The sequence below is a fragment of the Corynebacterium sp. P4-C1 genome (assembly GCF_030503595.1).
Taxonomy (GTDB): domain Bacteria; phylum Actinomycetota; class Actinomycetes; order Mycobacteriales; family Mycobacteriaceae; genus Corynebacterium.
Window position 1 is genome coordinate 1824190 of record NZ_CP129966.1, and the last position, 11768, is coordinate 1835957.

The following is an 11768-nucleotide window of genomic DNA, read 5'->3' on the forward strand; positions in this document are numbered from 1 at the left end:
GTCAACTGTAGGCTGGGAGAGCATGAGCACGACGAGCGTTGCCTACCTGGGGCCTGCCGGGACTTTCACTGAGGAAGCCTTGTGGCTGTTCCGCGACCACATTCCGGGCGAGATCACGCCGTTGCCCGTTGAGTCGCCGTCCGCCGCGTTGAACGCGGTGCGTGACGGCCGTGCGCAGTTCGCCGTTGTGGCGATCGAGAATTCCGTGGACGGCGCGGTGACCAGCACGTCCGACGCGTTCGTTGAGGGCGGCGGGATGATGATCTACCGCGAGGTGGAGTTACCCATCAGCTTCGCCATCATGACCCGTCCTGGCTTCCAGCTGCGTGAAGCTACCCGCTTTTCGACGCATCCGGTCGCCCACCGCCAAGTCCGCCAGTGGCTGGAAGACAACTTGCCCGGAGTGCCGTTCGCGGCGGCCTCCTCGAATGCCGCCGCAGCGAAAGCTGTCGCCGACGGGGAGGCCGATGTCGCGGCCGCCCCGCGCCGGGCCGCGGACCTGTTCGGGCTCGACGTGCATGCGGAGGGGATCGCGGATATGAGTGAGGCGCGCACCCGGTTCGTGCTCGCCGGACGCGCCGGCGTGCCCACACAGCGCACCGGCAACGACCGCACCTCGGTGGTTTTCCAATTGCCCAACGAGCCTGGGACACTGGTGGGTGCGCTGCAGGAATTCGCTTACCGCGGAGTGGATCTCACCCGCATCGAGTCGCGCCCGACACGCGAGAAGGCGAACACGTACAACTTCTACGTGGATCTAGTCGGGCACATCGACGACGTGCCGGTCGCGGAGGCGCTGCGCTCCCTCTGGCTGCGCACCACCACCATCGCGTTCCTCGGTTCGTGGCCGCGGTTCGGCGGCGGGGGCGAGGAGCATATGGTCGATCCGGATCGTATCGACCAGGCTGAACAGTGGGTCCGCGCGGCCCGGGAAGGAACATCATGCTGATCTTGCTGCGTCACGGCCAGACCACCTCGAACGTGGACCACAAGCTGGACACCGTCCTCCCCGGCGCCGAGCTCACAGAATTGGGGCGTGAGCAGGCGAAGAGCGCGGGCGCGGAGATCCTGGACAGCTACGAGGTCGACCGCGTGATCTCCTCGCGTGCAACGCGCGCGAAGCAGACGGCCCAGATCGGTTTCGGCGAGCGGTTCAGCGACATTCCCGCCGTGGATGGCATTCATGAAGTCCACGCTGGCCGTTGGGAGATGCACAATTCGCGCGAAGCGCACGAGGCGTACCTGGGAGCGTTCCGCGGTTTCTACCGCCGCCAGCTTGAGGCGCTTATCGACGGCGGCGACACCCTCGACATCTTCCTCTCCCGCTACAAGGGCGGACTCCTCCCGTACGCCGCGCAGGAGGGGACCACCGTTGCGGTGTCCCACGGCGGGGCGATCCGCGCGTTCGCCGCGAATGCCTGCGAGATCGACCCGGACTTCGCCGAGGCGAGCTACCTGCCCAACTGCCAGTACGTGGTGGTCGATCCCACCGCGGGCCCGACGGGCGACCCCGCCGCGGATTTCGGACGGTGGCGCGTGGTCCGCTGGGCGGAGTACCCGCTGCCGGGAGCGTCGGGCTAGCCCCAGCCCAGGTGGTGAAGCTCGTGCTCCTCGAGTCCGAAATAGTGGCCGACCTCGTGGAAGACGGTCACTTTCACCTCGTGGCGTAGTTCGTCCACGTCGGCGCACATGTTCTCGAGGGCGTCTTTGTAGATGAACACCGCGTCGGGCAGGAACCCGGTGTGGTTGGAGTGCTGTTCCGTCAGCGGCACACCCTCGAAGAGGCCGAGGAGTTCGGGGTTGTCCTCGTTGTGGGGGCGGGCAAGCACGACCATGTTGGTCATGTGGCGGGCGACATCCTCGGGGATGTCGTCGAGGGCGTCGTTGATCATTCCCTCGAAGACCTCGTCGCTGACCGGCTCCATCATGGCTGGGCTGCCGGGCTGGGGTTACCGCCTGCGTTCTGCGCTTCTTGCTGGCGCTTCTGGTCCTCGCGCAGCGGGCGGCGCTCCGGCGGGGCCTTCGGGGTCTGGCCGTCGACCTTGAGCGCTTCGCGGCCGTTTTTGGCCGACCCGGTGATGGAGGCGAATTTGCCGTCCTTCGGGGAAACTAGGCCGCAGTTGACGGAACGGCTGCCGCCGTCCCAGGCCTGAGTGGAGATCGTGCCCCAGTAGACCTGCAGGGTGGACTGGTACAAGTTCTCCTCGTTGCCCAGGTAATTCTCGGCGGCCTTGGCGCACACGGCGCCGAGGTGCTTGTCCTGGTCTTCCGGCGACGGGGTCCGGTCGGCGAAGACTGGAGCCAGGTCGACGACGTCGGTGACCTCGATGTGGTGCGGCTCGGCGCAGTCGACTTCGCGCAAGTTATTCGCTTCGTCGGTGGCCTCGCAGGTGCCCGGCTTGGCGACGCGGGCCTGGTCCTGCTCGGCGGCGTGGCCGGTGGTGAGGATGGGGGTTCCGTCGGTGTCGGTCTCCTGCAGGCCGCACAGCATTGTGCGGTCACCGTCCGCCCATGCGTCCGCAGGGGGCAGGATCGGGGCGATGGAGTAGCGCCCGGCCGGGTCATAGCGCCCGTTGAGGTAGCGGATCGAGGCTGTTTGGCACAGCTCCTCGCGCAACTGCGCCTGGCGGGTCGGGTTCGGTGCCTCCGCCTCCGGGCCGAACTCGGCGGTGGGGTAGGTGTTCAGGTCCTCGCGGGAGGTCACCTCGAAGCGGTGCTCGTTGGCGCAGTCCGTCTCCGTGAATCCCGTGACAGAGCCATCCGGGGAGACATCCCACGTCAGGCACGTGCCTTTATCGGCGGTGGTGAAGGAGGGGTTGGGCTCCTCCGACGCGGTCGCGCCGGTCTGCGGGGTGGGGTTCGCCGGGGTGCCGCCTGCCTGGTCGTCGACGGCGTAGCCGGTCGAGGCGGCGTAGGTGCCCACGCTAAGAGCTCCAGCCAGCGTGGCCACCAGGATGGAGCGCAGGCCGGATGTGCTCAGAGAGGATTTCTGTGCAGCCATGCCTTCCATCATGCCTTATGTGGGGCCACGAGCTAATCCCACGGGGTAGGGTTGGTAGCCGTGATCGATCTGAAGTTTCTGCGTGAAAACCCTGATGTTGTCCGCGCCTCCCAGCAGGCCCGTGGCGAAGACCCGGCGCTGGTGGACCAGCTGCTGGCCGCCGATGAGGAGCGCCGCGCCAGTATCCAGAAAGCGGATGAGCTGCGCGGCGAGCAGAAGGCTTTCGGCAAGAAGATCGGACAGGCCGCTCCCGAAGACCGCCCCGCACTCCTGGAGGGTTCCAACGAGCTGAAGGAGAAGGTCAAGGAAGCGGAGGAAGCGCAGAAGGCGGCGGAAGGGAACGTCGAAACGCTGCAGTACCGCATCGCGAATGTCGTGGAAGGTGCCCCGGCCGGCGGTGAGGAAGATTTCATCGTGCTCGAGCACGTCGGTGAGGTCCCGGAATTCGATTTCGAGGTCAAGGACCACCTGGATCTCGGAGATGCCCTCGGCATTATCGACATGAAGCGCGGCACGAAAGTCGGCGGCGCACGCTTCTACTACCTCGTCGGCGACGGCGCCTGGATGCAGCTGGGCATGCTGATGCTAGCGGCACAGAAGGCGCGCGAGGCCGGCTTCACAGTCGTCGTTCCGCCGGTGCTGGTGCGCCCCGAGATCATGGCGGGCACCGGCTTCCTCGACGCGCACGACGAGGAGATCTACTACCTCGAGCGCGACGACATGTATCTGGTGGGCACCTCCGAGGTGGCGCTGGCCGGCTACCACAAGGACGAGATCATCGACCTGTCTGACGGTCCGCTGCTGTATGCCGGTTGGTCCTCGTGCTTCCGCCGCGAGGCCGGCTCCTACGGCAAGGACACGAAGGGTATCCTGCGCGTCCACCAGTTCGACAAGCTCGAGATGTTCGCCTACTGCAAGCCGGAAGAAGCGGAGGAGATGCACCAGAAGCTCCTCGGCCTCGAGCGCGAGATGCTCGCTGCCGTGGAGGTGCCGTACCGCGTTATCGACGTCGCCGCCGGTGACCTCGGCTCGTCGGCCGCACGCAAATACGACACGGAGGCGTGGGTTCCGTCCCAGGGCACCTACCGCGAGCTGACTTCCACGTCGAACTGCACGACCTTCCAGGGCCGCCGCCTGGGCACCCGCTACCGCGACGCCGACGGCAAGACCCAGACCGCAGCGACGCTCAACGGCACGCTCGCAACCACGCGTTGGCTCGTGGCCATCTTGGAGAACAACCAGCGCGCGGACGGCTCCGTGGTCGTCCCTGAGGCGCTCCGCCCGTGGGTGGGCAAAGACATCCTGACGCCGGAAAAGGGGTAGAAGCATCATGCGCAGGTTCCACCGTCTGTTCAACGTCCCGGACGATTTCGAGCGTCCCGCACCGCACCCGGTGGAATCGAAAGAGCGGTTCTACCAGGGCATCATCGGCGGCTTCAAGAAGATCATGCAGGCCCAGGGGCTGCAGTTCTACGTCAACGGCGCCGAGAACGTCCCCGTGGACGGCGGAGCCCTGTTCGTGATCAACCACACCGGTTACTACGACTTCATCATCGCCGGTATCGGCCCGCACTTGCGCGGCAACCGTCTGGTGCGCTTCATGGCGAAGAAAGAGGTCTTCGACATGAAGGTCGTGGGCGCGCTCATGCGCGGCATGAAGCATGTCCCGGTGGACCGCGCAGCTGGCGCCGCCTCCATCGCTGAAGCGGTGAAGTGGCTGCGCAGCGGCGGATTCGTGGGTATCTTCCCGGAGTCCACGATCTCGCGTTCCTTCGAGCTGGCCGAGTTCAAGACCGGTGCGGCGCGTATCGCCGACGAAGCCGGAGTGCCCGTCATCCCGACAGTGATCTGGGGTTCCCAGCGCCTGTTGACCAAGGGGCTGAAGAAGAACCTCGGCAGGTCCCGAACCCCGATCATCATCTCCTACGGCGAACCGGTGAGGACCACCGGCGACCCGGAGCGCGACACCAAGCGCGTCAAGGCCGCCATGCAGGAGCTTCTCACCGCCAACCGTGAGGAATACGCCGAGCGTTTCGGCCCGTTCCCAGATGGCCTGGATTGGATGCCAGCATCCCTCGGTGGCGCCGCACCCACGCTCGACGAGGCCAACGAGATTCTCGCCCGCGAACGCGAGGAGAAGCGCAGGGCCCGGGAGGCAAAGAAAGCCAAGGACGGTTCCTGATGTCCGTGCCCGAGGGCTACCGCGCCGACAGCCACGTCTTCCTCATCCCGGAGGACGCCCCAGTCACGCCGGTCCAGCCCGGGTGGCGGCGCGAGTACATGTATCGGACGATCAAAAGCACCGTTGCAACGGTGCTGCGCATTCAGGGCGCGCGCTTCTACGTCCACGGTCTCGAGAACGTCCCGGCGGAGGGTCCGGCGATTGTGGCGGGCAACCACATCGGCTACTACGACTTCATCTCCGGTGCCCTTCCGGGCCTGTTGTGTGGTCGCCGTCCCACGCGCTACATGGCGAAAAAGGAGCTCTTCGACCGCTGGCTCATGGGCCCCATTTCCCGGGCAGTCGGCCACGTGGAGGTCGACCGGTCGCTGGGGGCAAGCAGCATCGACGAGGCGGTCAAGCGTCTGCGCGAAGGCGAACTGATCGGCATCTTCCCCGAAGGAACACTGTCGGAAACGCTCGAGTTGACCCGCTTCAAGACGGGTGCGGCACGCATCGCCCAAGCCTCCGCTGCACCACTCATCCCCACCGCAACCTGGGGAACGCAGCACTTCTGGGTCAAAAGCGGCCGGAAAAAGATGGGGCGCGCGCACCTTCCCGTAGTCACCGTTGTCGGTGAACCGGTGGACACAGCGGGCACGGTGGATGAGGTGACGGAGAGGTTGAGTGGAGACGTCGATAAGCTGCTTATCGACGCCCGTGTGCGCTACGCCGAACTGGAAAATGGGAGGTAGACCTTGGCGCCGAAGCTGATTGTGAGCGATATCGACGGAACGTTGCTGGACAGCAACGGACGAGTGAGCCCGCGTCTCCGCGACACCCTCGCTCGAGCGGTCCGCGGCGGGACGAAGGTCGCGCTGGCCACGGGGCGCCCGCACCGTTGGCTGGCTCCGGTGTTGGACCAGCTGCCGTTCACCCCGATGTGCGTGTGCGCGAATGGGGCGGTGGTCTACGATCCCTCGCACGACGAGGTGCTTCACCGCCACGAGCTGGACCCGGAGACCCTGGCGGAGATCGCGGGGACGGCGACGGATGCACTCGAAGGCCGCGGCGAATTCGGTTTCGGTGTGGAGCGGGTCGGCGATTCCGCTTTCGACCCGGAAGACGAGTGCTTCCTCATCACTTCCGGTTACAGCACGGATCTGTGGGACATCGGCTACGGCGTCGTCACCGTGGACGAGCTCGTGTCCGTGCCCGCCGCGAAGATTCTCGTGCGGCACAAAGCGATGACGTCCGCCGAGCTTTTCGATGTCATCGCCCCCGCCGTCGACCCCGCCCGCGCGCACGTCACGTATTCGATGAACGACGGGTTGATCGAGGTCAGCGCACCCGGCATCAACAAGGCCGCGGGTGTGTCCGTCATCGCCGCCGGCATGGGCGTCGACCCGTCGGAGGTGGTCGCGTTCGGCGACATGCCCAACGACATCGAGATGCTCTCCTGGGCCGGTCTCGGCGTGGCCATGGCGGATTCCGCCCCGATCGTGCACGATGCCGCCGATCTGACCACCACCTCGAACGATGATTTCGGTGTCGCACGAGTCATCGAGCAATGGTTCTAGGCCGTAGGGTTTAATAACCCCCATGCCGTTCATCGCCGCAATCGACCAAGGCACCACCTCTACCCGTTGCTACATCACCACCGCGGACGGGGATGTCGTGGGCACCGCGCAGTTCGAGCACGAGCAGATCATGCCCCGCGAAGGCTGGGTCGAGCACGACCCGATGCAGATCTGGCGCAACACCCGTCGCGCGCTCTCTGAGGCGCTTGTCGACGCCGACTTGGAGCTCGAGGACGTCAGCGCCGTCGGTCTGACCAACCAGCGCGAAACGGCGGTGATCTGGGACAAGCGCACCGGCCGCCCGATTTACAACGCGATTTGCTGGCAGGACACCCGAACAGAGGACTTCGGGCCCGACGGGGCGCGGAAAGACCGCTACATGCGCAAGACCGGCTTGCTTGCCAATTCGTACCCGGCGGGTCCGAAGTGGGCATGGATTCTGGACAACGTCGAGGACGCCCGAGAGCGTGCGGAGAAGGGCGAGCTGCTCGCCGGCACCGTCGACACGTGGCTGATCTGGAAGCTGACCGGCGGTGCGCACGGCGGGAAAAAGGGCGGCATGCTCGACCTGTTCACTACCCGCAGTCGCGTCCAGCACGTCACGGATGTGACCAACGCGTCACGCACCTTGCTCATGGATTTAGAGACGCTCGACTGGGACGAGGACCTGTGCAAAGAGATCGGTGTTCCGCGCTCGATTCTGCCGGAGATCCGCCCCAGCTTCGGCTCCTTCGGTGCGATGCGCCGTAAGAAGGGGAACCGCGACGTTCCCATCACGGGCGTGCTGGGGGATCAGCAGTCCGCGCTCTTCGGCCAGGGCTGCCTGCGCGAGGGCGAGGCCAAGATGACCTACGGCACCGGGCTGTTCATGCTGCTGAATACCGGTGATGAGGCGCAGTTCTCCGATCACGGTCTGCTCACCACCGTCGCATACCAGCAGGCGGGGAAGCCGCCGGTCTACGCGTTGGAGGGGTCCGTGGCCGTCGGCGGGTCGCTGATCCAGTGGTTGCGCGACCAACTTGGCATCCTCAGTTCCGCAGCGGAATCGGAGACGCTCGCCGCCCAAGTCGACGACGCCGCGGGAGTGGTCATCGTGCCGGCCTTCTCCGGACTGTTCGCGCCGCGCTGGCGCCCCGACGCGCGCGGGGTGATCACCGGTATCACACGTTTCACCGACCGCCGCCACATCGCCCGCGCCGCCCTCGACGCCACCTGCCTGCAAACCGTCGAGGTAGTTCGCGCCATGGAGGCCGATTCCGGCATCACCGTGGACGCCTTGCGTGTTGACGGCGGCATGACCGGCAACGATCTGCTCATGCAGATGCAGGCCGATGTTCTCGGCGCGGATGTCGTCCGCCCAGACAACATGGAGACAACCGTCATGGGTGCGGCGAGCGCGGCCTGCGTCGGTGCCGGCCTGGCCGACGCGCCGCTGACCCTCGGCGGTGAAACCACCTGGGAAAGCAAAATGGCCGGCCCCGACCGGGACCGGCTCATTGCGCGGTGGGAGGAAGCGGTTGAGCGCTCCCTCAACCTCGCCTAGTTGCCGCTCTTTTACTTGTCGACGTTGACGTCCACGTTGCCCGTGTTCGCGGTGTAGAAGATTGAACCGCGCTGGAACTCGACTCGGACGTCGCCGTTATTCGCGGCGTCATCGCTCTTCACCGGGCGACCCAGCGGGCCTAGGTCCATGCCCTGCTTCAGCCAGGCATCCGCGATCTTCTCCGGCATGACGATTTCTTCGCCCTCGCCGGTGAGGATGGCGATGCCCTTCTCGAAGATGGCGTACTGGTCGCCGCCGACACCCTGCAGCACTCCGTCGAGCTGCCCCAGAGTCGGCTCGAGCTTGCCCCAGGTCTCCTTGGCTTCGTCGCTGCCCACCAGGTTGATAGCCTGGCCGATCAGCGGCCGCATGCTGCTCAGCGTCATGCCCGGCAGGACCTCCAGGTTCGCGATGTGCGCGACCTGGGAGGGGATCATGCCGTTCGAGGCGGCTGCCAGCAGCAGCGCACCAGCGACCGTGCCGGCAGCGGCGGCGATCGCGGCGGGGTCGCCGGAAAGCACCTTCTCGAAGGAGATCTGGCTCGACGTGTTGGCCAGGTTGTTGATCGTGGTTGTTGTGCCGTCGTTGTTTCCGACAGTGCCGGTTGTGCCAGTCCTGCCCGAGTCACCGGTTGTGCCAGTCGTGCCCGTCGTGTCAGCCGTATTCGTGTTGTCGTCCTGCTTCGGCGTGGACGGCTGCCACACAGAGGTGTTTCCACCGTTGATCTGGTCGTACTTGCTCTTCGCGTAGTTGCGGATGGTGTCCATCTGTGCGTAGAGGTTGTCGCCCGGGCAGTCGTTGTAGTGGAAGTCGCGGTGGGCGTTGATGTTCGGGAATTCCTTGCCCTGGCCTGCGCGGAACTTGGATCCGCTGAAGTTGAAGTTCGCCTCGAGGTAGGAGCTGCCCTTCGGGTCGAACTTGGCCACCGCGGCCTTCCAGCCGATGATTTCGCCCATGGCGCGGAGCGCCTCGTTCGACGGGCTGGCCGTGCTGTAGTCGCCCATCATGGACACACCGAAGGTGTGCTGGTTGAACGCACCCACGTGCGCGCCCTCCACGGCGCGGTCCAGACCGCCGGCGCGACCTTCGTAGATGTTCCCGTACTTGTCGACGAGCGCGTTGTAGCCGATGTCGCCCCAGCCGCGGGTGACGGCGTGGTACTGCCAGATACCGCGGACCACGCCCGGTGCCTGTGCGGCGGAGTAGTTGTTGGAGCCCGCAGTGTGGTGGACCGTCGCCGCCTTCACCGGCTCGGTGTAGGTCGGGTTGCTGCTGCTTCCGGCACCCCACGAGGAGCGGGACACGACGCGCGGCATGCCGTTGGTGTTGGACTGCGCCGGGGCGATCCCGCCGTCGGCCGTGCCTTCGCCGCCGTCGATGAACACAGCCTCCAGGTCGTTGGCGCTGGTGCCGGCTCCAGCGGGAGCCGGTGCTTCCTCGCTTGCTTCCCCGCCGAGCTCCTCGACGTCGGCCACCGGCGCGATATCGCCGAGGTTGGACGGGAGTGCGCGCGGCAGGTCACCGATCGATGCCGGGGCGGCAGAGTCGGGCACGTTCGGCACGTCGACGACATCGGAGCTGGGCAGGGACTCTTCCGGAACCTCCGGGATGGCGTCCTGGTCAGTCACGGTTTCAGCGGTGTCGAGGTTGGTCTCCCCGAGATCCACATTGGCGGTGGACACCTGGATCTTCTTCGTCGGCTCGACGTAGATCGGCTCGGTGCCCTGGATCTCCGAGCCTTCCGGACCGGGTTCTGGCTGCATGCGGTACCACTCCGACCACGTGCCGTCGGCACGCTGCGCGCGGACGTAGGCGGCGATGTCGCGCTCGCCGGTCCAGGTGAGGCCGAAGATGGAGAATTCCTCGTCGCGGGTGAATTCCTTCACCGTGCGGTTCTCGTCGCCCTCGCCTTGGGCGGCGATTGCGGCATCGTCGACGACCACGTTCTCGCCGTCGCCGAAGGAAGCGGTGGAACTGGTGACATTCACCTCGCCTCCGCTCACGTCCTGGGTCTTGAGGATCTCGTTGCCGCCGAACGCGCCTGCGGCGACGAGCGCGACGGAGGTGACGGCCGCGAGGACCGGAGTCTTCCTGGCAGAAGACGGATTCAGCCGACGTCGTTGTTTCACGGTGATCGCTCCTGATTTGATAGTGACAGCTGTGACTAATCTAGATCCTAAGCTACGTATGTGACAACTGTGGTTAATGTGATTTCGGCGTGTCGCGGGCCCGGTGCGCAGGGGATTCACCGCTAGCCTTTAAGGCATGACTTATGACCTCATCGTCGTCGGATCCGGTTTCTTCGGCCTCACCATCGCAGAGCAAGCAGCAAGTGAACTGGGCAAGCGTGTGCTTGTCGTTGAGAAGCGTGCCCACATCGGCGGCAACGCATATTCCGAACCGGAACCCGAAACAGGCATTGAGGTGCATAAATACGGCGCCCATCTGTTCCACACCTCCAACGACCGCGTGTGGGAGTACGTCAACCGCTTCACTGGTTTCACCGACTACCAGCACCGCGTCTTCGCCATGCACAACGGCACGGCGTACCAATTCCCGATGGGGCTCGGCCTGATCAACCAGTTCTTCGGCCGCTACTACAGCCCCGACGAAGCCAAGGCGCTCATCGAAGAACAGCGCGAAGGCAAGGACCCGGCTGAGGCCACGAACCTGGAGGAGCGCGGCATCGCCTTGATCGGCAAGCCGCTTTACGAGGCATTTGTCAAGCACTACACCGCCAAGCAGTGGCAGACCGACCCGACCGACCTGCCACCGGAGATCATCTCCCGCCTGCCAGTGCGCTACACCTTCAACAACCGATACTTCAACGATAAATACGAGGGCCTGCCCGTCGACGGCTACGCAGCCTGGCTGGAGAAGATGGCCTCGTCCGAGCTCATCGATGTCAAGCTCGACACCGACTGGTTCGACGTCCGCGACGAGCTGCGCGCCGCGAGCCCCGACGCGCCAGTCGTCTACACCGGCCCGCTCGACCGCTACTTCGACTACTCCGAGGGCCGCCTCGGCTGGCGCACCCTCGACTTCGAGCAGGAGGTCCTCGACACCGGCGACTTCCAAGGCACCCCGGTGATGAACTACAACGACGCGGACGTCCCCTACACCCGCATCCACGAGTTCCGCCACTTCCACCCGGAGCGCGATTACGGCGACGACAAGACCGTCATCGTCAAGGAGTACTCCCGCTTCGCCGAGGATGACGACGAGGTCTACTACCCGATCAACACCCCCGAGGACCGCTCGAAGCTCGAGGCTTATCGACGTCTCGCCGCCGCCGAATCCCGCGACAACAAGGTGCTCTTCGGCGGCCGTCTGGGCACCTACCAGTACCTGGACATGCACATGGCCATCGGCGCCGCCCTGTCCGTTTTCGACAACCACGTGCGCACCTACTTCGAGGACGGCAAGCCCATCGACCAGCCGCGCGGGCACTAGGGGCTAAACCTGCGGGGGGACTTGGTCACG

11 protein-coding genes are annotated in these 11768 nt (G+C 65.5%); 8 read left to right on the forward strand and 3 right to left on the reverse strand.

Annotated features, from left to right (window positions below):
* Window positions 1-22: 22 nt before the first annotated feature.
* Both pheA and QYR03_RS08680 read left to right on the forward strand, forming a co-directional pair.
* On the forward strand, window positions 23-949 hold the full coding sequence (pheA, locus tag QYR03_RS08675; protein ID WP_259851649.1) for a prephenate dehydratase: 927 nt from the start codon (window positions 23-25) through the stop codon (window positions 947-949).
* Window positions 943-1581 carry a histidine phosphatase family protein gene (locus QYR03_RS08680; RefSeq protein WP_259851648.1) on the forward strand — a complete coding sequence of 213 codons (639 nt, stop codon included), beginning with the start codon at window positions 943-945 and terminating at the stop codon, window positions 1579-1581. Before pheA ends, QYR03_RS08680 begins: the two co-directional genes overlap by 7 nt.
* On the opposite strand, the gene QYR03_RS08685 is transcribed toward QYR03_RS08680, so the two are convergent.
* Both QYR03_RS08685 and QYR03_RS08690 read right to left on the reverse strand, forming a co-directional pair.
* Window positions 1578-1925, reverse strand: coding sequence for a metallopeptidase family protein (locus QYR03_RS08685; protein ID WP_259851673.1), 348 nt, complete (start codon window positions 1923-1925; stop codon window positions 1578-1580). The two genes, QYR03_RS08680 and QYR03_RS08685, sit on opposite strands and share 4 nt — an antisense overlap.
* Window positions 1925-3001 carry a septum formation family protein gene (locus QYR03_RS08690; RefSeq protein ID WP_301713471.1) on the reverse strand — a complete coding sequence of 359 codons (1077 nt, stop codon included), beginning with the start codon at window positions 2999-3001 and terminating at the stop codon, window positions 1925-1927. The genes QYR03_RS08685 and QYR03_RS08690 overlap by 1 nt, the downstream gene beginning before the upstream one ends.
* Before the next feature lie 60 nt (window positions 3002-3061).
* On the opposite strand from QYR03_RS08690, the gene serS reads away from it, so the two are divergent.
* Genes serS through glpK form a run of 5 tightly spaced genes read left to right on the forward strand, consistent with a single transcriptional unit; the run spans window position 3062 to window position 8285 of the window.
* Window positions 3062-4324, forward strand: coding sequence for a serine--tRNA ligase (gene serS / locus QYR03_RS08695; RefSeq protein WP_259851646.1), 1263 nt, complete (start codon window positions 3062-3064; stop codon window positions 4322-4324).
* Between the two features lie 7 nt (window positions 4325-4331).
* The gene (locus QYR03_RS08700) at window positions 4332-5183 is read left to right on the forward strand and encodes a 1-acyl-sn-glycerol-3-phosphate acyltransferase (protein ID WP_259851645.1); all 852 of its coding nucleotides are present in this window, start codon (window positions 4332-4334) and stop codon (window positions 5181-5183) included.
* On the forward strand, window positions 5183-5917 hold the full coding sequence (locus QYR03_RS08705; protein ID WP_301713472.1) for a 1-acyl-sn-glycerol-3-phosphate acyltransferase: 735 nt from the start codon (window positions 5183-5185) through the stop codon (window positions 5915-5917). The genes QYR03_RS08700 and QYR03_RS08705 overlap by 1 nt, the downstream gene beginning before the upstream one ends.
* A gap of 3 nt (window positions 5918-5920) precedes the next feature.
* Window positions 5921-6742 (forward strand): HAD family hydrolase, encoded by an 822-nt coding sequence (locus tag QYR03_RS08710; protein WP_301713473.1) that lies wholly within the window; start codon window positions 5921-5923, stop codon window positions 6740-6742.
* Between the two features lie 22 nt (window positions 6743-6764).
* Window positions 6765-8285, forward strand: a complete 1521-nt coding sequence (gene glpK, locus QYR03_RS08715; RefSeq protein ID WP_301713474.1) for a glycerol kinase GlpK — start codon at window positions 6765-6767, stop codon at window positions 8283-8285.
* Between the two features lie 11 nt (window positions 8286-8296).
* Here the strand turns inward: glpK and QYR03_RS08720 are convergent, their stop codons facing one another.
* Window positions 8297-10414 carry an N-acetylmuramoyl-L-alanine amidase gene (locus QYR03_RS08720; RefSeq protein WP_301713475.1) on the reverse strand — a complete coding sequence of 706 codons (2118 nt, stop codon included), beginning with the start codon at window positions 10412-10414 and terminating at the stop codon, window positions 8297-8299.
* Between the two features lie 136 nt (window positions 10415-10550).
* On the opposite strand from QYR03_RS08720, the gene glf reads away from it, so the two are divergent.
* Entirely contained in the window at window positions 10551-11738 is a 1188-nt protein-coding gene (gene glf, locus QYR03_RS08725) for a UDP-galactopyranose mutase (RefSeq protein ID WP_259851640.1), read from the forward strand.
* The last annotated feature ends 30 nt before the right edge of the window (window positions 11739-11768 follow it).

Coding starts and splice junctions, on each gene's coding strand:
- pheA (WP_259851649.1), top strand. CDS start 23: ATGAGCACGACGAGCGTTGCCTACCTGGGGCCTGCCGGGACTTTCACT.
- QYR03_RS08680 (WP_259851648.1), top strand. CDS start 943: ATGCTGATCTTGCTGCGTCACGGCCAGACCACCTCGAACGTGGACCAC.
- QYR03_RS08685 (WP_259851673.1), bottom strand. CDS start 1,925: ATGGAGCCGGTCAGCGACGAGGTCTTCGAGGGAATGATCAACGACGCC.
- QYR03_RS08690 (WP_301713471.1), bottom strand. CDS start 3,001: ATGGCTGCACAGAAATCCTCTCTGAGCACATCCGGCCTGCGCTCCATC.
- QYR03_RS08700 (WP_259851645.1), top strand. CDS start 4,332: ATGCGCAGGTTCCACCGTCTGTTCAACGTCCCGGACGATTTCGAGCGT.
- QYR03_RS08705 (WP_301713472.1), top strand. CDS start 5,183: ATGTCCGTGCCCGAGGGCTACCGCGCCGACAGCCACGTCTTCCTCATC.
- glpK (WP_301713474.1), top strand. CDS start 6,765: ATGCCGTTCATCGCCGCAATCGACCAAGGCACCACCTCTACCCGTTGC.
- glf (WP_259851640.1), top strand. CDS start 10,551: ATGACTTATGACCTCATCGTCGTCGGATCCGGTTTCTTCGGCCTCACC.